This window comes from Ruegeria sp. AB8 (assembly GCF_056542605.1).
In genome coordinates this window covers 1-24,919 of record NZ_JBQGAB010000020.1, presented here as the reverse complement: position 1 = coordinate 24,919, position 24,919 = coordinate 1, and the positions used below count along the sequence as shown (strand labels likewise).

At 58.2% G+C, this 24,919-nt stretch carries 15 protein-coding genes and 1 pseudogene; 5 read left to right on the top strand and 11 right to left on the bottom strand.

The window, feature by feature from the left end:
• Window positions 1-37: 37 nt before the first annotated feature.
• Genes ACR0CG_RS18635 through ACR0CG_RS18625 form a run of 3 tightly spaced genes read left to right on the top strand, consistent with a single transcriptional unit; the run spans window position 38 to window position 6,101 of the window.
• Window positions 38-2,404, top strand: a complete 2,367-nt coding sequence (locus ACR0CG_RS18635; RefSeq protein ID WP_480526777.1) for a GcvT family protein — start codon at window positions 38-40, stop codon at window positions 2,402-2,404.
• Window positions 2,401-4,779: a GcvT family protein gene (locus ACR0CG_RS18630; protein ID WP_480526775.1), complete on the top strand. Its 2,379-nt coding sequence runs from the start codon at window positions 2,401-2,403 to the stop codon at window positions 4,777-4,779. The genes ACR0CG_RS18635 and ACR0CG_RS18630 overlap by 4 nt, the downstream gene beginning before the upstream one ends.
• Window positions 4,776-6,101, top strand: a complete 1,326-nt coding sequence (locus tag ACR0CG_RS18625; protein ID WP_170805897.1) for an aspartate aminotransferase family protein — start codon at window positions 4,776-4,778, stop codon at window positions 6,099-6,101. The genes ACR0CG_RS18630 and ACR0CG_RS18625 overlap by 4 nt, the downstream gene beginning before the upstream one ends.
• Before the next feature lie 226 nt (window positions 6,102-6,327).
• Here the strand turns inward: ACR0CG_RS18625 and ACR0CG_RS18620 are convergent, their stop codons facing one another.
• From ACR0CG_RS18620 to ACR0CG_RS18600, 5 genes are all read right to left on the bottom strand, one after another.
• The gene (locus tag ACR0CG_RS18620) at window positions 6,328-8,007 is read right to left on the bottom strand and encodes a Na/Pi cotransporter family protein (RefSeq protein ID WP_480526773.1); all 1,680 of its coding nucleotides are present in this window, start codon (window positions 8,005-8,007) and stop codon (window positions 6,328-6,330) included.
• A gap of 194 nt (window positions 8,008-8,201) precedes the next feature.
• On the bottom strand, window positions 8,202-9,554 hold the full coding sequence (pbfA, locus tag ACR0CG_RS18615; protein ID WP_480526771.1) for a (R)-1-hydroxy-2-aminoethylphosphonate ammonia-lyase: 1,353 nt from the start codon (window positions 9,552-9,554) through the stop codon (window positions 8,202-8,204).
• 106 nt (window positions 9,555-9,660) lie between these two features.
• On the bottom strand, window positions 9,661-11,124 hold the full coding sequence (gene phnY / locus ACR0CG_RS18610; protein WP_480526770.1) for a phosphonoacetaldehyde dehydrogenase: 1,464 nt from the start codon (window positions 11,122-11,124) through the stop codon (window positions 9,661-9,663).
• 3 nt (window positions 11,125-11,127) lie between these two features.
• Window positions 11,128-12,372 (bottom strand): phosphonoacetate hydrolase, encoded by a 1,245-nt coding sequence (gene phnA, locus ACR0CG_RS18605; RefSeq protein WP_480526768.1) that lies wholly within the window; start codon window positions 12,370-12,372, stop codon window positions 11,128-11,130.
• Window positions 12,373-12,392: 20 nt separating this feature from the next.
• On the bottom strand, window positions 12,393-13,580 hold the full coding sequence (locus ACR0CG_RS18600; protein ID WP_480526767.1) for a 2-aminoethylphosphonate--pyruvate transaminase: 1,188 nt from the start codon (window positions 13,578-13,580) through the stop codon (window positions 12,393-12,395).
• A 120-nt stretch (window positions 13,581-13,700) separates the two neighbouring features.
• Between ACR0CG_RS18600 and ACR0CG_RS18595 the strand changes: the two genes are divergently transcribed.
• On the top strand, window positions 13,701-14,585 hold the full coding sequence (locus tag ACR0CG_RS18595) for a LysR substrate-binding domain-containing protein (protein WP_170612114.1): 885 nt from the start codon (window positions 13,701-13,703) through the stop codon (window positions 14,583-14,585).
• A gap of 28 nt (window positions 14,586-14,613) precedes the next feature.
• On the opposite strand, the gene ACR0CG_RS18590 is transcribed toward ACR0CG_RS18595, so the two are convergent.
• From ACR0CG_RS18590 to ACR0CG_RS18565, 6 genes are all read right to left on the bottom strand, one after another.
• Window positions 14,614-16,635, bottom strand: coding sequence for a putative 2-aminoethylphosphonate ABC transporter permease subunit (locus tag ACR0CG_RS18590; protein WP_170681671.1), 2,022 nt, complete (start codon window positions 16,633-16,635; stop codon window positions 14,614-14,616).
• Entirely contained in the window at window positions 16,632-17,765 is a 1,134-nt protein-coding gene (locus ACR0CG_RS18585) for a putative 2-aminoethylphosphonate ABC transporter ATP-binding protein (RefSeq protein ID WP_321250806.1), read from the bottom strand. Before ACR0CG_RS18585 ends, ACR0CG_RS18590 begins: the two co-directional genes overlap by 4 nt.
• A 132-nt stretch (window positions 17,766-17,897) precedes the next feature.
• Complete coding sequence (locus tag ACR0CG_RS18580) at window positions 17,898-18,917, bottom strand: putative 2-aminoethylphosphonate ABC transporter substrate-binding protein (protein WP_170825226.1); 1,020 nt, start codon at window positions 18,915-18,917, stop codon at window positions 17,898-17,900.
• A gap of 399 nt (window positions 18,918-19,316) precedes the next feature.
• Window positions 19,317-20,156: an EamA family transporter gene (locus ACR0CG_RS18575; protein ID WP_480526765.1), complete on the bottom strand. Its 840-nt coding sequence runs from the start codon at window positions 20,154-20,156 to the stop codon at window positions 19,317-19,319.
• Window positions 20,157-20,423: 267 nt separating this feature from the next.
• Window positions 20,424-22,886 carry a GcvT family protein gene (locus ACR0CG_RS18570; RefSeq protein WP_480526763.1) on the bottom strand — a complete coding sequence of 821 codons (2,463 nt, stop codon included), beginning with the start codon at window positions 22,884-22,886 and terminating at the stop codon, window positions 20,424-20,426.
• 86 nt (window positions 22,887-22,972) lie between these two features.
• Complete coding sequence (locus ACR0CG_RS18565; protein ID WP_480526761.1) at window positions 22,973-23,728, bottom strand: DeoR/GlpR family DNA-binding transcription regulator; 756 nt, start codon at window positions 23,726-23,728, stop codon at window positions 22,973-22,975.
• A gap of 923 nt (window positions 23,729-24,651) precedes the next feature.
• Between ACR0CG_RS18565 and ACR0CG_RS18560 the strand changes: the two are divergent.
• Window positions 24,652-24,919 (top strand): annotated as a pseudogene (locus ACR0CG_RS18560) (transposase); the annotation flags it as partial.

The following is a 24,919-nucleotide window of genomic DNA, read 5'->3' as shown; positions in this document are numbered from 1 at the left end:
TAAGTTCGGTGCCTTTGTCGCGTCAATGGAGGGCAGCATGACCCGTATCCTGATCATCGGGGGCGGCGCGATTGGTCTCAGCCTGGCCTACCATCTGGCCAAGCGCGGTGCTGAAGATGTCACCGTCCTGGAGCGAAACCAGCTGACCTCGGGCACGTCGTGGCACGCGGCCGGGATCGTTGGTCCCTTGCGGGCAACTCCAAACATGACGCGGTTGGCGATGGCCGCACTCGAGGTATTTCCAGCCCTTGAGGCCGAAACCGGAATGTCGACCGGCTACCGCCAGACCTCAGGCTACTGGCTGGCACGCGATCCCGCACGTCTGGACGAGTTGCACCGGATTGCGGATCTGGGTCAGACGCTGGGATTGAGCCCGCGCATAGTCTCGGCCTCGGACGTACCCCTGACGCAGCTTGATCTGAGCAGTCACGTCGGCGCCCTGTTTGTTCCTGAAGATGCCAATGTGAACCCGGTCGATTTGTGCATGGCTTATGCCAAAGGTGCGCGCGACAGTGGTGTAAAGATCCATGAGCACACCGGTGTTCAGGCCCTCCGCAAGTCAGGCACTCGCATCATTGGCGTAACCTTGACCGATGGAATCGAACTGGACGCAGATCAGGTGGTCATTGCCACCGGTGCCTGGTCACGCGAGTTGGCGGCCAGCGTGGGCGTGGCGCTGCCGTTACAGGCGGTCGAACACATGTATGTGGTCACTGAACCCATGAACGGACTGCCAAACCCATTTCCGGTGATCAGGGATCTGGACTGGGGCATCTACATCAAGGGCGACGCGAGCAAGCTGGTGATCGGCGGCTTTGAACCCAACGCCAAATGCTGGGACGCCTATGGCCCCGAAGGCGACCGCCCATTCCTTGAGATGACCGAAGATTGGGACCAGTTCACCCCCTTCATGGAGGCCGCGTTGGAGCTGTGCCCCAGCCTTGAAACCGTGGGCATCCAGCATTTCATGAATGGCCCCGAAAGCTTTACGGCGGACACCCGGCCACTTGTAGGTGAGACCTCGGTTGATGGCCTGTTTGTGGCCGCTGGCATGAATTCGGTCGGGGTGATGTCTTCGGCAGGAATTGGACGGGCACTGGCGGATTGGGTGATCGACGGCCACCCCTCCATGGATATGTGGGAGGTCGATGTGGCCCGGGTCGACCCCGCTACGGCGACTGCCGGGCACATGGCACAACGCATGGAAGAAGCTGTCGCGGATCTCTTTACCTTGCACTGGCCGTATAAGCAGCCCCAAGCTGGGCGGGGCTTGCGGACCACCCCCTTGCACGACCGCTGGGCCGGGGCAGGAGCACATTTCGGGCTGACAGCAGGTTGGGAACGCGGGCTGTATTACGGCCCGGCACAGGATTATTCCATAGCCGATCAGGGGTGGTGGCCTCTGGCCGAGGCGGAAGCGGCTGTCATGGGTCATGGCACCGCCCTAATCGAGTTGAGCCCGTTTACCAAACTGGACATCACCGGCCCGGAGGCTCTGGTGGCGCTGAATCGCCTCACCACAGCGCGGATGGAGGTGCCTTTCGGTCGGGCTGTCTACACCCAGATACTCAATGCGCGCGGGGGCATCGAGATGGATGTGACCATCACGCGGCTGCGCGAGGATGCGTTTCACCTGACCTCGAGCGCGGCCACGCGCGCACGCGACCTGACGTTTCTGCGCCGCCACCTGAAGGGCGACGTCATGGTTCAGGACTTGACCGAGGCGCTCTGCACCATCGGTGTGATGGGGGCAGGCAGCCGGTCTGTTCTGCAAAGCCTGGGAGACCTTCCCGAGATACCCTTTGGCCACGCCGCCACCGCCGAATTGGCGGGCACTTCATGCCGTGCGACCCGCGTCAGTTTTGTCGGAGAGCTGGGCTGGGAACTGACAGTGTCCAATGCGTATGCCCCCAAGCTGTTCGATGCGTTGCGAAACGCAGGTGCAACCCCATTGGGTCATTACGCCGTGGATGCATGCCGATTGGAAAAGGGTTTCAAACATTGGGGGCATGAGCTTGGACCCGAGATCACTCCGCTTGAAGCCGGTCTGGGGTTCACCATCGATTGGTCCAAAGAGTTTGTGGGTAAAGCGGTGTTGGAACAGCAAAAACACCAGGGGCTGCATCGACGTCTTGTCCTGCTGCAGGTTCAGGGCGCGGCCCTGCTGCTGCATGACGAACCGGTGTTCGAGGACGGCACCTATGTCGGGTTGACAACTTCGGGTGGACGCGGGCTACGAACGGGGCTGAACCTGTGTTTTGCCATGGTATCGGTCCGGCTGGGCGAGACATTGGACGAGACATGCGGCCGAATTTTCACAATTCGGGTCGCCGGGCAGGACTATCCCGCGCAGCCCCTGCGCCGCCCGCCCTTTGATCCCTCAGGCGAAAGGATGCGCGCATGATCAAGGCGCAGGTAACGATCATCGGCGGTGGGGCCATGGGCGTCTCGCTGATGTATCATCTGGTCAAGGCGGGTTGGTCCGACGTTTTGCTGGTCGAGAAGAACGACCTGACCCATGGGTCGACCTGGCATGCGGCCGGGCTCTGCACCCATTTCGCGCACAATCCCACGATTCAGGAACTGCGTGCAACTTCTGTCCGGCTTTACCGGGATATTTTACCGCAGGAAACCGGGCGCGATTGTGGGTTTCATCGCTCGGGTGCGATGCGGATCACGCGCAACCCCGATCGGATAGACGAGTTCCGCCACGTGGCCGGCCTGTCCGAGTTCACCGGCTACCCGCTGGAGGTGCTGACACCGGAACGGATCGCCGAACTGTTCCCCCTGGCAAAACTGGATGGGTTGATCGGTGGGATTTATGAACCCGATGACGGCCACGTAGACCCAACGCTTGCAACCCACGCGATGGCCGAAGTCGCCCGACGTGGCGGCGCCCGGATCCTACGCAATTGCGCGGTCACCGCGATTGAGCGCCAGCAGGATCATTGGTGGATCGAAACCGAGAAAGAGACGATCGAGACTGTCCACGTGGTCAACGCCGCAGGCACTTGGGGCTGGGAGGTTGGCCGCATGATGGGGCTCAACATCCCCTCGGTTCCTGTGCTGCACCAATATCTGGTGACAGACACGGTCGACGCCGTGTCGTCCCGGATAAAGGAGGGCTTGCCCGAGTTGCCGATCATTCGAGACCCCGAGGAAAGCTGGTACGTCAGACAGGAACGCGACGGGTTGATCCTTGGGCCGTATGAAAAGGACGCCAAGGTTTGGTCAGTCGACGGTGTACCGCCGGATTTCGGCGCGGACCTGATGCCGCCGGATCTGGACAGTGTCGAACACATCATCATGGCCGCGATGGAGCGTATTTCGGCGCTGGAAACGGGTGGCGTGAAATCGGTGATCAACGGACCCATTACATTCACGCCGGACGCCAACCCCCTGATCGGGCCTGCGCATGGCTTGGAGAATGCCTGGCTGCTGACCGGTTCGTCCATGGGCGTGATGGAGGGCGGCGGCGCAGGCTGGTTCCTCGCCCGTTGGATGACCCATGGCGCACCGCCAATGGATGCGCTGGCAGTGGACAGCCGACGCTTTGGCGTCTGGGCGGATCGGGACTACCGCGTGGCCAAGGCCATCGAATGTTTCGGTCTGCAATTCGGTGTGCACTACCCGCACGAGGAACGTCCCGCCGGGCGCGGCTTGCGCCTGTCTCCGCTGCACGACCTGATGGTCCAGCGCGGCGCGGTAATGGGGGCGGCCTATGGGTGGGAGCGTCCGAACTGGTTTTCGGACATGCCCGGGGCTGTGGCCGACGAAACCTTCCGCCGCGCCAATTGGTTCGAACATGTGGCGCGAGAGGTCGACGCCGCGCATAACCGCGTTGCGATGGCAGATTTGTCGGTTTTCTCGAAATTCGACGTCACCGGCCCGGATGTTGTCCCGTTTCTGGAGGCGCTGGGCGCAAACCGCGCACCCGCGCCGGGCCGCATTGGCCTGACCCACGCGTTGACGCCGACAGATGGTGTATTGTCGGAGTTCACCATCACGCGCCTGACCGAAGACCATGCCTACCTTACCAGTGCCGCGGCGGCCGAGCAGATCGATTTTGATCTGCTGACACATGTCGCCGAAGGTTTTGACGTCATGGTTCGAAACGTCTCCGAGGATCTGGCGGTCATCGGTGTCATGGGACCCAAGTCTACTGACGCTCTACCCGAATTGGTCGATATGCCCTGGCTGACCGCGCGCGAGACCCACGTGGCGGGCATCCCCCTGCGCGCCCTGCGTGTGTCCTATCTGGGCGAATGCGGTTGGGAGTTGCATGTCGCCAATAAGCACGCGGCAAGGCTCTTCGTATTGCTTGAGGAAACTGCGAAACCTCTTGGCCTTGGCTTCTACGGGGCCTATGCCGCAAATTCCATGCGTCTCGAAAAGGGTTATCGTGGCTGGGGCAGTGACCTGACGACCGAGCGCAGCCCTCTTGAGGCTGGGCTGACCCCTTTTGTCCGCAACGACCTGCGCACCAAGCTGGCCCGCGACGACGCGTGGGACATGGTGCTGCTGGATGTCGAAGCCGGTCAGGTCGATCCGTTCTACGCGCACACGATATGGAAAGACGGGGTGCCGGTAGGGATCGCCACCTCGGGGGCCTATGGTCATCGCACCGGCAAGGTTCTTGCCTTGGCCTACCTGCGTGACCCGACCGCGCGCGAGGGGCTGACCATCTCGATCCTGGGTCAGCACCGTGCCGCGACCATCCTGCCGGAAGCCCCCTTTGACCCCAATAACCATCGACTGAAAACCGGAGGTTCCAAATGACTGACCACCCCCTTCACACCGACTGGGACTTCTCGAATACCGCCGCGCGACGGGACCGGTACTATGCCGCTTCGCTGACGCGGTTCACGCCCTTCCGCGAGCCCATTGTGTTCAAAAAAGGCCAGGGCCAATACCTGTGGGACACGGACGGGCGGAAATATACGGACTTGTTGGGGATGAATGTCTGTATCTCGGTCGGGCACTCGCACCCACGCGTGGTGGCAGCAGCAAGCGCGCAGGCGCAGGAACTGACCCACTGCACGACAATGTTCTACCACCCGACACCCGCACATCTGGCCGAGGAACTGGCCGCGACCATGCCCAAGGGCTATGAATGGGTGGTGCATCTGACCAACTCCGGGTCCGAGGCGATTGATCTGGCGATGACCATGGCGCGTACCTATACCGGCAATCTGGACCTGCTGGCGTTGCGCACTGCTTATCATGGGCCCACTGCCGCAGCGCAGTCGATCACAGGTATTGCCGGGTGGCGCCACCCGGGTATGCCCGGCAACGTCGCCTTCGTTCCCGAACCCAACCAGTATCGCGGCATCTTCGGGCCAGGTACCCAGCCGTATCTGGAAGAGATCGACCGCACCATCGCCACAGCGACATCCGGTCAGGTGGCGGGCATCTTTGTGGAAAGCGTGCAGGGCTATGGCGGCATCATCGAAATGCCGCCGGGCTATATGTCCGGCGCAGCAGATCGCGTGCGCGCGGCAGGGGGTCTTTACATTGCCGATGAGGTTCAGTCAGGCTTTGGCCGCACCGGCGAAAACTTCTGGGGGTTCGAGGCAGACGGCGTTGTCCCCGACATCATTGTCATGGCCAAGGGCCTTGGAAACGGCTTTCCGATCGGAGCGGTTGTGGCCAAAAAACAAGTTGCGGCGCCGATGGCCGAAAGGTTCATGTTCCACACCTACGGCGCCAACCCGACCTCGGCTGCCGCCGCCCGTGCCGTACTGGCCGTTATGCGAGACGAAGGGCTTCAGGAAAACGCCCGTATTGTGGGCGCAGCGCTGTTGGAACGGCTTAATGACCTGAAAGACAAGTACAAGGCCATCGGTGATGTTCGCGGCAAGGGTCTTATGCTGGCGCTGGAATTCGTGAAAGACCGGGACAGCAAAGCGCCTGACAAGGAGATGACAGCAGAGGTCTTCGAAGCCTGCCGCGCGCAGGGGATCATCCTGTCAAAGTCCGGTCCTTTCCAGCAATGCCTACGGATGGTGCCGCCACTTTGTTTGTCCTTGGAAGATGTGGACCAGGTGGCAAACAGCCTCGACCAGGCGCTCGAAATGGCTGAAGGTACTGCCCATGGATAAAGGATAGCCCTGTGAAACTGCTGAAAGCGGTGGCGCGACAAGGGCCCTTTTGAGGGACCCGCCAATGTCGATTGGCTAGGTGGAGTTCGAGCCTAGGATGTTGATTGGTTCAGGCAAGCTCTGACCGACAAGGGTGCGCATCTGTATCCGGGGTCGGAACCAGCGCAAGGCCACCGTCAGACTTTGCGAACACCGCTATCAAAAAGGCAAACGAGTTGAGACGATCTCACGGACCGCTTGGCTCGTCGGCAATTTCCTTGATCAATCGCGTCTCCAACAATTGCCCATAGCGGTACAGGACCGGGTAGGCGACAGAGGCGATGTGACTGTTGAACTCTCGAAACGCACGCAAAGTCTCCAGATGCATATCGCTGGTTTCGAAGCTTTCCGTTGTCCCATGTTGCAATCGGCGCAGGTGTCGCTTGCGGCTGTCACGTTCCACGCGTTTTATTTCGGTTTTTTCAAGGCTCAGCAGGCGCGCGCTTTCCAGATCGTCCGAAATAAGCACGTTCGAAGCCAGTTTCATATTCGACAGAATGCTCTCGTGCATGTGGACGAGTTCCGACCAGCCCTCTTGTGAGAAACTTGAACCCTTGGCGCGCATTTCGCCCGCCAAAACAGTCAGGCGTTTGGCAACAACATCCCCGGCCGTTTCAAGCCGAATAGCGAACTCCATCAGATCGCGCGCGGTTTTGGCATCCTGTTTTTCGTATAATTCAGCCGGTATCGCTGCAACAAAGGTTCGAATACCCGAGAGGCACCGGTTCACATCCTCGTCAATCGCCTGAACAGACCGGATCTGTTCCTTATCACCGTGTCGGTACAGTTCCAGCACCGGGCGGAACATGGTCTCGAGAAGATCGCTCATCCGGAGAAGTTCCCGCTTCAGGCTCGGCAGCGCTTGGTTTGGGTTCGAAACGCATCTGATGTCCAACGCACTGACCGGTCTTGCGGGTTGCGGCTTCTGTTCTTTTTGGGGGTCTGGCAAAAGCGTTTCGAACAGTGCCTGCAAGCGCCCACAAAACGGAAGCGCCAGAACCAGCAGTGACAGGTTGAATGCAAGATGCACATTGACGAGCATCTGTCCCCCCTGCGGTTCTCCCAAGAGCCCGGTCCGCAGGGCCAGTTTCGCCACAAACAGGGTCACCAAAGCCCAACTGCCCCGCAGCGCCAGGTTTGCGTAGGGGATGCGTCGTGCCGTCACAGGCATTCCCCGGGTCAGCCAGACCGGAATGAAGGCAGAGCCAAAATTCGCGCCAAGAACCAATGACATACCGGCGGCAAAAGGGATTGCGCCGATCTGTACAAGCGTCACGCACATAAGGATGGCCGCGACCGACGAGTGCATGACAAAAGCCAGGGCACCCCCGACAAGGAAGGCCGTGATGTAATCGCGCGCCAGATAATCGGCGACGGCGGGCAGAAATGCACTGTCCCGGATGGGGTCCATCGCCTCGCGCAGGAACCTCAGCGAGATCAGGATAAATGCCACGCCCATCAGAATACGCCCAAGCTGCCGTGCTTTCTTGGCTTCGGTCTTGACGAACAGATAGCCGCCAATTGCCAGAAGCAGCGGTACAAGCCAGTCCAGCCGAAAGGACAGGATCTGAATGATCAACGCCGAGCCCAGATCGCCACCCAGTACAATCGCCAGACCGGCTGGAAAGCTCAGCATCCCACTGGCGGAAAACCCGGACGTCAGCAAAGCCACGGCGGCCGAGCTTTGCAGCACGACCGCCATCATCAGCCCAACCACCGAGGCATGCAGGTAGCTGCGCTGGCGCGTCATCACCCGTTGGAACGACGCGCCGTAGCTGCGTTCGATTCCAGTGCGCACCATGCGTACTGCATAAAGCAGAAGCATGGTTGCCCCGGTCAAACTGATCAGGAAGGTGACAACTGCCATGCTTCACTCCGGCTTCAAAACAGGTATTTGCACCGCAGTTTGTTTGCGATCCGCTGCAGATGGCTTTTGAGCCTTAGGCGACGGCAAACAAGGACAGGAAATCCGGTCTATTTTGCAGCATCTTATTGGGTTGCGCCAAGTGCGCCCGTTACCGAACCAATTGGCGATCTTGCCCGCCGCCATGGCCAGTCGGCTCAGTTTGCCTCTGTGATTGCGGCAACAACGATGTCGATGGCACGATCCAGTTCAGTTTGCGAAATCGTCAGCGGCGGCGACAGGGTCAGAACGCAACCCTGGCTGATCTTATAGCTCAACCCCGCTTCGAGACAGGCATAGTAGATCTGTTCCGCGCGGGCATTTCCGGGCGTCTTGCTGGAACGGTCCTCGACAATCTCGATCCCGAACATAAGGCCGCGGCCCCGGATGTCACCAACGATGGGAACATTCTGAAGGGCGTCGACCAGGCGCCCCATCGCGTATTCGCCCGACTCGGCCGCGCGCTGGACCAAGCCCTCGTCTTCTATGATTTGCATTGTCGTCAAAGCGGCCCGAGAGGTTACGGGGTTCTTTTCGTGCGTGTAATGCCCAATGGCAAAGTCCCCGCAAACATCCAGATTTTTCCGGGCGATGCAGGCGGCAATTGGCAAGATACCCCCGCCCAGCGATTTGCCGATGGTGACAATGTCGGGGACGATTTCATCATGCTGGAACGAGAACATCTGCCCGGTCTTGCCCAGCCCGGTCGGAATTTCATCCAGGATCAGCAATGCGCCGTGCCGGTCGCAAATTTCGCGCACCCGCTTCCAGAAACCTGGCGGCGGCACGATGGGCACGGCACGCATCGCCTCGGCCACGACGGCGCAGATGTCGCCTTCGCGTTCCAGCACATAGTCGATCATGTTGGCGCAGGCTTCGGCGCTGGCTTCAAGCGTTGTGTGCCCATAGGGGCATCGGGTGGGGTGGAAGGGTGCTACATGCTCGGTTCCCGGCAAAAGCGGCCCGGCGATGTGGCTGCGGAAAGTGGCCTCGCCACCAACGCTTGCTGCGCCAAAGCCCGCACCGTGGAAGGCGTCCCAGAAGCTCAGCGTCTTGAAACGGCCCGTCGCGGCGCGGGCGATCTTGAGCGCGACTTCATTGGCGTCCGAACCGCCGGTGGTGAACAGTACCTTGCCCAGATCGCCCGGGGTGATGGCCACCAGCTTTTCGGCCAGTTCCACCGCCGGGTCATTGGTGAAACGGCGTGGGGCAAAGGGCAGGTCGTCCAGCTGATCCTTGATCGCCTGCACCAGACGGGGATGGCCATAGCCAATGTGATGTACCGAATTGCCATGGAAATCCATGTAGCGGCGACCGTCGAAATCCTCGATCCAGATACCTTCGGCCTTGGCAATCGTGCTGACGCAGGGGCTGGACAGGGATTGATGCAGGAACACATCCGAGTCGCGTTTCAGCAGCGGCGATGATTTGGGCCCGATGGACTTCTTCAGCCAGGCTTTGCGGGCTTCCGAGGTATTCGATTCCCCTTCTGTATGGACAATCTGTGGCATATCCGTTTCTCACTGTCGTTTTGGAAAAGGGGCGGGCCCCGAAGGGTCCGCCAGTTCCGGGGAGAAATTTCCTGGACCCCTCCTGTTTGCAGAAGGGGCAGGCACGTTAGCCAGGCCAGGGCAGCGAATAAGTCTTCACGTTGGTAAAGAACTTCATCGCTTCGATAACGCCTTCCTTCACGCCGTTTCCGCTGTCCTTGATTCCGCCGAAGGGCGACATTTCGATCCGGTAACCCGGCTGTTCCCAGATGTTGCATGTGCCCACGTTCAGCCCGTTAATATAGGCTATGGCGCGGTTCAGATCGTTGGTGCATACGCCCGAGGACAGGCCGAACTCGGTCGAGTTCGAGATAGCCATTACTTCTTCATCATTGTCGGGCACACGTACAATGGGGACGATCGGGCCAAAGGTTTCCTCCATCACCAGTTCGCTGTCATGGGGCACCTTGTCGACAACGATCGGCGGCAGAAGCGCGCCCTGACGGCCGGGGTGATAGAGGATTTCCGCGCCCTCTTTTTCGGCTTGATGAACGCGGTTCTCAAAGACTTCCGCCGCTTTGTTGTGGATCACGCAGCCCAATTCGGTTTCAGGATCCTGCGGATCGCCGAATTTGATCTTTTTGGCCTTCTCCAGAACCAGCGGCACGAACTTATCCGCGACGCTCTCTTGTACAAGAATGCGCTTGACCGCCGTACAGCGCTGGCCGGAATTGCCGGTGGCACCTGCAACCGCAATCGTGGCAGCCTTGTCCAGATCAGCATCGCTGAGGTCGTTGAGGACGATCAGAGGATCATTGCCGCCAAGTTCCAGTGCCTGACGTTTGTAAACGCCCTTCTCGGCAATCATCTTGCCCACAGGCACGCCGCCGGTGAAGGTGATGATGTCGATATGCTCGTTGGTGATCATCTCGTCGCCGATGTCAGCGGGCCAGCCGGTGACAACCTGGAACATCTCGGGCGGCAAGCCCGCCTCGTACAGAATATCCGCCAGGGTCAATGCGGTCAGCGGGGTCAATTCCGTCGGTTTGCAGACCATGCAGTTGTTGGTGGCAATCGACGGCGCGATCTTGTGGCTGACCATGTTCAGCGGGTGGTTGAACGGCGTGATCGCGCTGATCGCCTTGACCGGCTCGCGCATGGTGAAGATTTTCCGGGCCTTGCCGTTATGGGTCAGATCGCACGAGAAAATCTCGCCATCATCCTTCAGTGCCTCGGCGGCAGCGAACTGATAGACATCCTGCGCGCGCTTGGTTTCGTAGATCGCGTGCTGGTGGCAGATGCCCAGTTCAAGCGTCAGCCACTTGGCCAGATATTCGCGCTTTTCTCCGATCAGTTCACCCGCGCGCTGCAGGATCTGACTGCGTTCATACCGGGTGAGCTTCGGCTTGTAGTTCGCCGCAATCTCGAAAGCCTTGCGCGCATGCTCGGCGGTTCCGGCCGGAACGTATCCCACAACTTCGTTGGTATAGGGGTAGTGCACTGGAACGGTTTCGTCGGTGAAGACAACTTCACCGCCGATCCGCATTCCTTCGTTTCGTATTTCGATGTTCGACATGGTCTGATCTTTCATGACTTACTGTGCCGCTGCTGTGGTTGCGTAAAAGAAGGCGTCGAAATTACGCAAAACCGGTTGGTTGGGCAGGTCGATGACGCGGTTCACGATGAACGGAACTTCTTGCTCGGTCAAACCGCCATGGCTGCGCAGGGGTTCCTTCAGGGCCGCCAGATCGTGACGGTGCTCGGACGTGCCAATGCAGATGTTCTCGCCCGAGACCATCACAATGTCGCCAATCCGGTCGCCCGGCAACTCGAACTGCTCGATGGCTTCGGCCTTGGTCAGCACGTGGGTTATCCCCTCGGTTGCTCTGAGTTTTGCTATGATGTCATCCTGATCCGCGCCTTCGGGCAGATAGGCGGTCGCGAAAGACCCCAATGCGCCATGATGCACGACATAAGGATCGGTAATCGGCAGGATGACCCGCGCGGCGTCCTTGCCCAGCCATTCGTCCATCAGATCCTGCGCATATACAACGGCAGGCGAGCCATCAGGCAAGTGCTTTGGCTTCATGCCGTGGTCGGCGGTCACCACGATGGCGGCACCCAACGCGTCCAGTTCGCCCAGATAGCGATCGAACATCGCGTAGAAATCCAGCGCGCCTTGCTGTTCGGGCGCGAACTTGTGCTGAATATAGTCCGTGGTCGACAGATACATCACGTCGGGCTTGAACTCTTTCAACAGCTTGACGCCGGCAGCAAAGACAAACTCGGACAGTTCGGCCGAGTAAACCTCGGGGACGTCCATGCCCAACCATTTGCTGGCATTGTCGATGCCGTGCTCAGTCATAGTCGTCTCGCCTGAACGTTCCGAGGAAAAGGCGACTGCACGACCTTCGTCGAACTTCAGCCCCGCACCAAGAAGCGCGCGCAGTTTGTCCTTGGCGGTGACCATGGCAACGCGGAACCCGGCATCGTAGAATTGCGAGAAGATGGTCGGTGCACGCAGGAAACGCACGTCATTCATCATGACTTCTTCGCCGCTCTCCGGGTCAATCAAGTAGTTGCCACAGATGCCATGCACAATGGGCGGGCGTCCGGTGGCGATCGACAGGTTATTGGGGTTGGTGAAGGACGGGATCACGGAATGGGCCAGCCGGTAGGTGCCTTCTTCGCGCATCCGCTTGAGGTTGGGCATCAGGCCCTTGGCAATCGCAACCTCCAGATATTCAGGCTCGCACCCATCCAGGCAGATGGCGACTGCGGGGACCTTGGGCGTCGGATAGACGCGTTCGTTTGCTACAACGGGGTTTTGGATGGTCATCTTGTCATGTTCCTTGATAGTTAGGCAGCCAGTTTGGCGCGTTCTTGCAGTGCCCGGAGGGGAGGTGCCGCGTTGGTCACGCCCATCTCCTCCAATGATTCCTTTGCGGCGGTCACGACCATTCGCATGACGTGTTCGTCCATTTGGCCGATACATCCGACGCGGAAGCTGTCGACCACCGTCAGTTTGCCCGGGTAGATGATGAATCCCTTGGATTTCATCAGGTTATAGAACTGATCAAACACGAATTTTTCGTCCGCGGGACAGAAAAAGGTGACGATAATTGGGCTGAGCCAACGATTGTCCAGCAACGTTTCAAAGCCCAGCTCTCGCATTCCGGCGACCATGACATCGCGATTACGGGTGTAACGCCCGCCACGGCCGGGTACGCCCCCTTCGGCGGCGTGTGCCCTGAGTGCCTCGATAAAAGCGGCAACCACATGTGTTGGCGGTGTGAACCGCCACTGGCCGGTCTTGTTCATGTGCGCCCACTGCGCGTGCACATCCAGAGACAAGGAATGGCTGTTGCCCTTCGCGGCTTCAAGCTCGGATTTGCGGGCGACGATGAAGCCGAAACCGGGCACGCCTTCGATACATTTGTTGGCCGAAGACACCATCGCCTCGTAGCGGATTTCGGTGGGTTTGAGTTCCACCGCGCCAAACGCCGACATCGAGTCGATCAGAAGTTTGCGCCCGGCGGCATAGGTGACATCGGATATCTCCTCGACCGGATTCAGAATTCCCGAGCTGGTTTCGCAGTGAATAGCGACCACATGGGTGATGTCGGGATCTTCGGCAAGAATGCGGGCAACTTCCTCGCCCCTGGGCGGCAGGTAATCCCCCTTGTCCAGAACGACATGGTCGCGCCCCAGATATTCCAAGGTCTGCGCAGATCGTTGCCCGTAGGCGCCATTCGCAAGAACCAGCGCCTTGCCATTGGGGGGGATAAACGACGCAAGCATCGCCTCGACCGAGAACGAACCGCTGCCCTGCATGGGGACGCAATCGTAGTCGTCAGCCCCTTCGCCAAGCAACGCGAGAAGGCTGGACCGCACTTCGCGTGTCATGGCGCGAAAGTCGTCATCCCAACTGCCCCAATCCTTCAACATGGCTTCTTTTACAGCATAGGACGTTGTCAAAGGACCGGGTGTCAGAAGATATGGTTCACCGAGGCGAGGAGGTTCGATTTTTGCGTTGGAAGGCGTCATATCCATGCTCCAGAAAAGCGTTTTCAAGAACACAATTGCAGCAACGGTTGCTATATGTGAAATTGCAATTATCGATCTAATTATAAGCTCAGCCTATGTACTGGGAAACGGGGATACGCGATGCGGCACAGTCAGCTCAAAGCCTTTCATTTCGTGGCTAAACACGGTGGTTTTTCGCGTGCAGCAGAAGCCTTGTATCTGACACAGCCGGCCATTTCCGAGCAGGTGCGAAAGCTGGAACAGGATCACGATTTGTTGTTGTTCCAGCGCGAACGGAAACGTGTGACCCTGACCCATGAAGGAGAGCAGCTTTACAGATACACCAAACAATATTTCGAGATCGAAGATCAGATCGAGGACTACCTTTCCGAGACCAAGGCCGTGGTTGATGGAGAGCTGCGCATCATCGCCGACTCAGCGCACCACCTGACAGCATTTCTGGGGGCTTTTCAGAAGAAGAATCCGAACGTCACAATCACCGTGCGCTCGGGCAATACCGAGGAAATTCTGGAGGAACTCCGGTCCTATAATGCGGAGATCGGCGTTGTCGGCAGCCTGTCTCCGGGCAAGGACATGGAAATTCTTAGCCTTGGATCCACCGAGATCGTCGCCTTTGCGGCCCAGGGTTTGCTTTTGGCGTCCAAACCGACCCTGTCCCTGGAAGAGTTGTCAAAGCTGCCGCTTATCTTTCGCGAGACCGGGTCAAAAACGCGCCAGAAACTGGAAGATGAGGCCAAAAAGCACGGGATCATGCTTAAACCGGCGATCGTTGCCGAAGGGCGTGAAGCAATTCGGGAACTTGTGGCCTCCGGTGCCGGCATCGGTTTTGTTTCGCAGGCGGAATACGGGCATGATGACCGGCTGCGGCAGATCAAGTTGCAGGGGATCAACCTGCAAATGGGCGAAAGCATCATTTCGCTTTCGCAACGCCGCGAGGTGAAGATCATCCGCGCCTTCATGGAGTTCGTGCAGCGGACTTTGAAAGAAAACCCCGCCAATAGCTGATTGGCGGGGCAGGGTGTCAAAATGGCCGCTAGCGACTTCGCCAGGCTTGAGTGCGTTTCAGAATGCCCTTGGACGCTATCTGATGAATGATCCGGGCCGCGGCATTTGTGTAGAAGATCATCATCCCCATTGCCGCCGCCGGTGCGATGTCTCCGGCATCATCCATATTCAGGACAGCGATTGAGGCGAGCGTGGTCTTGGGGGAGTACAGAAACACCACAGCCGACACGGTCGTCATCGCGTTGACGAACAGATAGATGGATATGTCCAGAACCGCTGGCAGGCAGACCGGAACCGTCACCCGTGCAAACAGCTTCATCGTCGGTTGCTTGAGCGACGCCGACACGGACTCGAACTCGCGGTCCATTTGCTTCAGGGCCGTCACCGCCGTCAGGTGCGATACGGTGTAGAAGTGCGTCACCGTACAGATCACCAAAATCGCCATTGTGCCGTAGATGCCATTCAGCGGGTTTGACGGGTTGTTGAAGAAAAAGATGTAGGACAGCCCCAGTACCATGCCCGGAATGGCCATCGGCAACATCGCGAACATCTGAAAGATTGATCGGCCGGTGCGGAACCCTTGTGATTTCTCAACCAGGTAAGCCCCGAAGAACACAACCGCCGTGCCGATGATTGCCGTCAGCAGGGCCAGCCGGATCGAATTGAAATAAGACCCCCAGCCGCCGCCATCCATCTTGTCGAACTGATAGTTCCTAAGGCTCAGGCTCAGATCATAGGGCCAGAACTTGATCAGGGCCGCGAACTGGCACACTGCCAGAAGGCCAACGATGAACAGGCCGACCGCGCTGCAATAGGCCAGAAACAGGCGATCAGCTTTCGGGTTCGGAGTTGGCTGATACGGCACCGACCGGGCCGACAGCAGCGCCACCTGTTTGGACTGAACCATGCGGTCGATCGCAAAAGCCAGGATCGCCGGGATCACCAGAACCACTGACACAACCGCGCCCATCTCAAAGTTCTGCTGGCCGATCACCTGCTTGTAGATGTCCACCGCAAGCACGTTGAACTGCCCGCCAATGACTTTGGGCAGGCCGAAATCGGTGATTACCAGATTGAAAACAACAAAGGCGGCAGAGATCAGGCCGTACCTGGCACCCGGAACGGTCACCGTCCAGAACGTGCGCCATGGGGTTGACCGCAGGCTTGCCGCAGCCTCGTAGAGCCGCGCATCCGAAATCGCCAGCGCCGTTGAGATGATCAGGAAGGCATGCGGAAAGGTGAAGAAGACCGAGCCTATCACAATGCCGATCGGACCATAGATGCTGGCGCCGAACAGAAGTTCTTTGATCATGCCCTGATTACCAAACAGGTATACCAAGGCGATACCCGGCAGCAGCGAGGGAACGAGAATTGGCGCCATTGCGATCAGGCGAAAGACACCTTTGAACCGCATACAGCTACGATTGAGCGCGTAGGCAAACCAGAAGGCCAGCGTCACGGTGACGATCGTGCTGACAACCGAAATCCAAAGCGAATTCTTGATCGAATTGAACAGCGCGGGCGTCGAGAAGTAATTTACAAAGTTATCCAATCCCCTGGACTGGACGGGCCGGAGTTGAACCCGCCGAAAGGTATTGGAATCCAGCTCGACCCAATCGGTTCCTTCCTGCAAAGTCGATCCCACCAGGAACCGACCGGTATCCGTCGTGTTCCGGATCTGATACATCACCGGACTGCGGAAACTGAAATCCGGGAAGAAACCTGTAACAGGCAAGCGCCCGTCCGAACCCGTCACAAGATCGGTGTCGGCAAATGCTCCGGTTTCGCGGTTCAGCGCATCGCCCGACAGGATCGTTCCATCAAAACTTCCTGCGTCATCGCTGACCTGAAACTCGTACTGGGACAGTTCCACCCGGTAGGTGGAAAACGACTTTGAGAGCATCGTGTAAAGCGGCAGCGCCAGCGTCACGATCAGATACAGCACGATGACCATCATGCTTCCGCGCATCAGGATGTCGTCGCGGCTGAGCTTGGGTTTGATGATTGGGCCGGGGGGCAAAGTGTTACTGTTGGTAGAAGCGGTACTCATGCCCCGGTCTCCGGTACGTCAAAGGCCATCAGGCGGTCTTCGGGAAGCTCGATCATCATCGTCCGCCCTTCTGCCAGCTCAAGGCGGCGTACGGCATTGATCGAGAAATCCGCGATCAGCTCCGAAGTGCCGAACCGCTCATTGCTCAGGCGGCACCGCCAGAACGAACCAAGGAACTCCATCTCGGTGATCAGCACTTCGAAGGCGTTTTCCGGGGTGGTAATTGTATCCGGCGCACCCGGAGACCGCGCACCTTCTCCATGTGGAATGACATCATCAGGTCGGACAGCAGCTATGACGCGGCTTCCTTTCTGATGCGAATGCCGCGTGCATTTCAGCACGGACCCGCCCAGTTCTATCGTCTGAGGGTCACCGGCAACTGCCGACAGCTGGTTCATCTCGCCAATGAAATCGGCGACAAACAAGTTCCTTGGATGGCGGTATATCTCGGTGGGCGATCCCACCTGTTCAATCACGCCATGGTTCATGACCACGATCCGGTCCGCCATGGCCAGGGCCTCTTCCTGGTCATGCGTCACCATCACGGTGGTCACGCCCAGCTTGCGTTGCAACTCTTTGATTTCATGCCGCAAATGGACGCGTACTTTTGCATCAAGCGCCGAAAGGGGTTCGTCCAGAAGCAGCAGACCGGGCTTGGTTGCGATGGCGCGGGCCAGGGCAATCCTTTGCTGCTGCCCACCCGACAACTGTGCCGGATATTTTTTGCCCTGATCCGGCAGGCCGACGAGATTAAGCAACTCATTCACGCGGACAGCGATTTCAGATTTGCTGTGGCCCGAGTTTTCCAGACCAAAGGCAATGTTCTTTTCAATCGTGAGGTTCGGAAACAGCGCATAGGACTGAAACACGATCCCGAAATCACGCTCGGACGGGGGCAGGTTGGACACGTCCTTGCCGTCCTGCATGACCGTCCCCTTGGTCTGCAAATCCAGACCGGCGATAGCGCGGAGCAGGGTCGTTTTCCCGCAACCCGACGGGCCCAGAAAACAAACGAATTCGCCATCGTTGATTTCCAGCGAAATATCCTTGAGAGCGAGAAAGCTGCCGAACGCCTTCCACAAGTTCTGGATGCTGAGATACAGTTCACCGGGAGGTGTTTTCTGAAGCACGGGAGAAGTCCTCACATCTGCACCTCGGGCATGGCTGATCCGGGCTGGGCATTGCCAGGTGCGCAGGTCATGTTTTTGGGAAAAAGAGAAGGGCGCGCAGGAGAGGCAAAAGCACCTCTCCTGCTATCGTGTTTATTTCGCTTCCGACTTTCCGTCATAGCGAGACTGCCATTCCTTCAGGATTGCCGCACGGTTATTCGCGGCAAACTCAAAATCATTGTCAATCATGGCATCCAGAAGACCGTCTGGGAAGTGCTCAACCGGTTTTGCGACGCCGGGGTAGGCCACAACCGCATAGCCGGTGTTGTACATTTCGTTGGCTTCCTTGGTGACTGTGAAATCAACCAGTTTCTGAGCCGCTTCCAGATTTGCCGTTCCGGCGACAATTGCGGTGGCTTCCATGTCCCAGCCTACGCCTTCGGACGGGACGATAATCTCAAGAGGCGCGCCATCCGCCTTGGACTTGGCGCCGCGGAAGGCAAACGAGATACCGATCGGGATTTCGCCCGCTGCCGCCAGCTTGCAGGGTTTGGAACCCGAATGCGTATAGCGCGCAATATTTTCGTGCAGCGCGTCCATGTACTCCCATCCGCCTTCTTCGCCGAACATTTGCAGCCAACTTGAAACGTCAAGGAACCCGGTGCCTGACGAGTTCGGGTTCGGCATGATAACCTGATCCTTGTACATCGGGTCAGTGAGGTCTTTCCACGAGGTGGGTGGCTTCAGCCCGGCCTTTTCAGCCTCGACAGTGTTGTAGCAGACGGATGCAACCCAGGCATCCATACCAACCCACGCGGGTGGATTGTCGCCATCGACAAATTTGGGATCCAGATTCTCGACGCCGGCAGGTGCGTAAGGTTCCAGCATGCCCTCCGACTTGAGCAGCAACAGCGATGTAGCCGCCAGCCCCCATACGACGTCTGCCTGGGGGTTGTCCCGCTCAGCCAGCAGTTTGGCGGTGATGATCCCGGTCGAGTCGCGAACCCAGTTGATCTTGATGTCAGGGTTGCTTTGGTTGAACGTCTCGGCATACCGGGCCAGATCTTCCGCCTCGACGGCGGTGTACACTGTCAATTCTGTTTCCGATGCCGCAACCGTCGCGGTCATTGCGCTGACGGCCAGAGCGGCAAGAAATGATGTCGTGTGTTTCATTGTTATCCTCTGTTGGTGATTTCTTGACGTGTTCGCCATTCTTGCGCGGCGTTCTATTCAGATTTGTATCAACAGTTTGACAGATAAAAACTTCAAGAAAAATCGATTATATCTTCAACATCATAAGTGCACCCTATGGAAAAGCAGCTGTGGATTGCCGACAGTTGCGACCAATTCCGGCAACGGAGCGGCAGGGCCTAACCGTTTGAAGCAACTTGTTTTGCATACTTTTGGTGCCGTCCGCTAGTGTCGGCCCCAGTGTGGACCAGAGGCTGAACACAGGCGGGATCGGTATTGTTCCTACGGTGGTCCGGCATCTCGCCGGGATTTGTGATGAAGATAAGTACTTTTTTGTGCGTGTTTCCGAGTTCTGCGTCCGAAATCTGCCCTCAGACTTCGTTATCTCGCCATTGCCAAAACCAAGATGCCGAGCGCCACGATTGTCGCCGCAAGAAGCCTGTTGGACTTGGGCCCTTCGCCAAACCACATGACGCCAATAATCGACGCAAAGATCACGGAACTTTCTCTGAGTGCCGACACCACGCCCAAAGGCGCAATCGTCTTGGCATACAGCACCAGTCCGTAGGCCAGGCCGGAAATGACGCCACCCGCCAGACCTGCCCAGACAAAGCGACTGGGCAGTGCCACAAGGCGCTGCCATCGGGTCGTGAAGATGAACCCAGCAACAATAATTTCGGCGACGAACAAGGACGCGATGTATCCCAATGCGTTCTCGGACAGCCGAATGCCGATACCATCCACAATCGAATAGGACGCAATCATCAGGCCCGTGCCAAGGGCTGCCGCTATGGCGATCCAGTTCGTTTGTCTGCCCACCCCGGCAAGAGACAGGCACCCGATACCTGCCGAGATGCAGAGTATGCCGATCCATGCGACCGTCGAAAGAAGCTCTCCTGCAAACAAAATTGCGCCCAGCGCGACCAGAATAGGCGTGATCCCGCGCGAGATGGGGTAAACCATCGACAGGTCGCCATGTTTATATGCGGTGTTCAGAAACCAGTAGTACCCCCAGTGGATCAGGGTCGAACCAACGATAAAAGGGAAGGCTGCCCAAACTGGTAACCCGAAGAACGGCAACGCAAACAGCGCGGGGATTGCGTGGCCAAGTGATACCAGCCCCAAAACGATTGCTTTGTCGGGCGCCCCTTTGACAACCGCATTCCAGAGCGCATGCAAAAAGGCAGCGGTCAAAACGATAAGAAGCGCCGAGGTCGTCATTGCGAGCCGATGAAATGGTTTGGTTTGTTGGCGTGCATCAGAACTCCGACCTCAATGCGCTGATACGCGCGCGCGTTTGGTTTGCCAGCGCAAGTGCGTGGCACGCGACCGACAGAACCGAACCGGAGGTCTGTTCGTCAAGGACAAGCTGGTCCAATGGCAAACTATCGCAACGCAGAAAGCCGAATTTGGAGGTTTGGTTCGCTTCGGGCCCGATAACCGAACGGTGTTTCATCCGGGTTCATTTCGGCAGGGGGTCATCCAAGACTAGCCGTCCATCTTCGGCCGTTCGCTTTGGGTATCGTACGGGGCTCGCATATAGGCTGTTGCCGACAACCGGGTTCCGGCAAGGTCGATTTCAAAGGTCCCGTCGCGGAAAAAAACGGCCGTTACCGGGCGGGGCGCGTCCAACCGGCAAAGTGCAACGGCCGCGCCCAGCGTATGGCCATAAGCGGCCGAGCGGACCTCGCCGATTTCGACCCCGTCATACAACACGGCCTCACCACCCCACAGTTGTGCCGAGCCATCATCAAGCACCAGTTGCACGATGCGTGTTTTCAGGTGATCGGGGTCCTCTTTTGCCGCCAGCAGCGCGTCTTTCCCGATAAAGCCGCCGGGCTTTTCGAAATCGACCGCAAAACTCAGCCCTGCCTGTAGCGGAGTGATGTCGGGCGTTAACTCTCGGCTCCAGGCGCGGAAACCCTTTTCCAGGCGCAGCCCTTCCAGCGCGTAGTATCCCGCATCGCGGATGCCGAACTCGGCCCCGGCGCGCATCAGATCCTCGTATACGCCAACGGTGAATTCGATCGGCACCACCAGTTCCCAGCCCAGTTCACCCACATAGGTCATGCGGTTGGCCAGAACCGTGGCATAGCCCAGATCGATTTCCTGATGGGTGGCAAACGGGAAGGCCGCGTTGGACAGATCGGCCTTGGTCAGTTTGTTCAGAACCGCGCGGGCATTCGGCCCCATGACCGCCAGAACCGACCATGCGGCCGTGGCATCTGTCAGGAACACGTGGGCATCCGCGTCGAAATTCTTGCGAATCCAATCCGCATCATGCACCGCCTGGGCCGAGCCGGTGATCAGAAGGAACTCCTGCGCTTTCAGGCGCAGCACTGTCAGGTCGGATTCGTACCCGCCGCGGTCGTTTAGCAGACCGGTGTAGACCGTGCCTCCGATCGGGACGTCGACATTTGCCGCGCAAATGCGGTTCAATTGTGCGCAGGCATCCCGGCCCTGAACCAGCAGCTTCGCGAACGAGCTTTGATCGAAGATCGACACGCCCTCGCGGGTGTTCTTGTGCTCGGCCGCAACTGCGTCATGCCAGTTCTGGCGGCCAAAACTGTATTGAATCTCGGGTGCTTCGCCTTCCGACGCAAAGAAATTCACCCGCTCCCAGCCCATCTTTGATCCGAATACAGCATTTTTAGCCGCCAAGCGGTCGTAAAGGGCCGAGCGGCGGAACGGGCGCGCGGTGTCCAGCTCGCGATTGGGCCAGGGCATGGCATAGTGAAGCCCCAGCGTTTCCTTGACCCGATCGTGCAGCCACGTCGGGTTGTTGTTGAAGTTTGCGAACCGCCGGATATCGACAGCAAACAAATCCGAAGTCGGAGCCCCCTCGACAATCCATTCAGCCAAAGCACGCCCAGCCCCACCGGCGCTGGCAATTCCCATCGAGTTGAACCCGGCCCCCACAAAAAAGTTCTTCAGTTCGGGTGCCTCGCCCAGAAGGTAGTTGTTGTCGGGGGTGAAGCTTTCAGGCCCGTTATAGAATTTGCGCACGCCGGCGTCGGCCATCTGCGGAACCCGGATCAGCGCGTTTTCCAGCAGGATTTCAAACTGGTCCCAGTCATCGGGCAGAAGCTGGAAGAAGAACTTGTCGGGGATGCCGTCCATTGCCCATGGCTTGGCTTCGGGTTCGAACCCGCCCATCACCACACCGCCGGTTTCCTCTTTGAAATAGATATAACCGTCCGGGTCGCGCAGCACAGGCAGGCCAGGCTTCACGCCTTCGATCTGTTCGGTCACGATGTACATATGCTCGGCCGAATGCAGCGGTACGTTGACGCCGCACATTTTGCCCAGTTGGCGCGCCCACTGACCGCCGCAGTTCACCACAATCTCGGCTTCGATGGTACCATGGTCGGTCACGACACCACTGACTGCTCCGTCTTTGGTCAGAATATCGGTAACCTTGATACCTTCTATGACTTTGGCGCCGCCCATGCGCGCGCCCTTGGCCAGAGACTGTGTCAGATCGGTCGGGTTGGCCTTGCCGTCGCCGGGCATCCACAACCCACCCTTGACGTCATCCACCTGCATCACAGGCCATTTGTCCTGCGCCTCCTGCGGGGTGATGACCTGTACCTCGACCCCCTGCGCGCGGGCTGCGGCCGCCGTGCGCAGCAGCATTGTCATGCGGTCCTCCGTGCGTGCCACGGTAACGGAACCGCATTCCATCCAACCTGTGGCCAGCCCGGTCTCGGCCTCAAGCTGAGAATACAGTTCGGTCGAATAGCGGATCAGATTGGTCATCGCAGGCTGGCTGCGCAACTGACCAACCAGACCCGCCGCGTGCCAGGTGGTGCCACAGCTCAGCTGGCCCTGTTCCAACAACACCACATCACGATGCCCCATCTTCGTCAGGTGATACGCGACCGAGCAGCCAACAATACCGCCCCCCACAATGACAGTTTGCGCGCTGTGCGGAAGTTGGGTGCTGGCCATTGCCTTGCTCCGTGCAGAAGGAATCGGGTCTGCACTCACCTTATTGGTAGTTTGCAAAAGTTGGCAAATATTTTCTTTTCTTTGCGTTAAGCCCGCACAATATCCATTGGTTGGGTTTCCAGCGCTTCGGAAATGTCCTTGGGCAGTTCACCGTCAACAACAAGGGTCACGTCAAAGGGCAGAGCTTTCACTGCGATCTGCCCAACCACCCCGAACTTGCTGCTGTCCGCCAAAAGGAAAGGGTGCTGTGCCCGTTCCATCATCATATGGCGCAAGTTGGCGCCTTCCAGCGAGAAATAGGTGAGCAAGGCCCGCGCGCTGATCCCGCCAACCCCGACCAGCGCGTATTCCGCGTTATATCTGGAAAGGTGTTCCAGTGTATCCAGACCCATTGTTGCATTCTCGGAAAAATCCAGCCGTCCGCCCAGCAATGTGATCTCTGCCGCTGCCGGTGTCAGAACCGAGGCAATTGTTAAGTCATTCGTGTATATCGTTAATTCACGGCGGGTGGCCGCCAGAGCCTTAGCTGCGGCAAGTGTCGTCGACCCATTGTCAATGATCACGCTGGCCCCGTCCGGGATTGCGCTGGCGACATATGCACCAATACGCTCCTTGCCCGCACGGTTGGTTTGGGTGCGGTCAGCCATAGGAGGTTCATGCCTGCGCACTCTGGTTGCCCCGCCGCGCACCTGGTTGAGCTTGTTTTCCTGGGCCAACTGCTCGATATCCTTGCGCACGGTTTCCCGTGATACGCCAAGACGTTCAGTCAGAGAACGAATAGAAACCGCAGGCTGGCGCGACACTTCTTCGAGAATGATTGCATGACGTTCGGATGGCAGCACGAGAGACCCTCAATGATCGCATGGGGCTACAGAATGCCAAATTTCGCAAAAGAATCCAGCCGAGAGCTGCAAAAGCGACCGCGAGATTTGTCAAAGGGCTCCGGGGCGCGGCGTTCGTGGATCCCGGGTAGCTCTCGGCTGTTCATCGAAACGTCTCGCGATAAGCCAAACGTTCTATCGCTTGTCACAGCATCGCGGCCGCAAGAGCGGACGGTCCCCGCCAATGCGCTTCGTGCGCAATTGGGCGGTCTGACTTTCCTCAATTCAGGGAAGGCGTGCTGTTCAGGTGTTTCAAATACCCGAAATCAATGCGCTCGCTGCTCCAACAAATCCAGCGCCCGCCACGACGCTTGCGAGTACAATACAAAAAACTTCTAATGCGCTGAGTTTCATTTTTCTGCCCTGCCCAAATGCCCCGCTCGACTTAAAGCATCTCATGAGTTTCAAAAAGAGAGCCGTGGTTGACGTGGCGAAATACCGCTACAAGCGCGGCGTGTTTTCGCTCAGCCGTGAGTTTTGGTTGTTCAGATCGGATACCGTTGCGGGGGTCAGAAGCTTGATCTGTAGGCGGATCGCGCATCACCGCTGTGCCCCCGAGTTGACGGATTCTAGCGCAGTTTGTTCCCCCAATCTATCCTCTGGAATTTTGGTCCGGTGCGATGGGCTGGTTAAACCTTAGTGCAAGTGATTGATTTTAGTGGTAGCTGAGGTCCGTCATGAGCGCAAACCCCACACAGTAACCTTCTGTAAAAGAAGGATCCCGCGGCCTTCCACTGGTAAACAGAATGGTTGATATTCCTAGCGGCACACTCGCTGGCGAATTCGATCTAATGAGATTGGGGATTCGTTGCGATGGCTTAGGCTCAAGATGCATTGATGTCGCAGCGCTGCATGTGTCACGGCTTGGAAAACGGAGCGATGACATGAGCGACCTTTATTGGCTGAAAGACGAGCAAATGGCCAAGTTTTAGCCTTTCTTCCCGAAGTCGCATGGCAGGCCACGGATCGATGATAGATGGGTGCTGAGCGGGATTGTCTTGATCAATCGCAGCGGCCTGCGGTGGTCGGATGCTCCAGGTGAGTACGGCCCGCCCAAGACGCTCTATAACCGTTGGAAGCGGTGGAGCGACAAAGGCATCTTCGCCCGGATGATGGCCGGTCCGGCTGCCGAACACGGTGAAGAGAAGACCG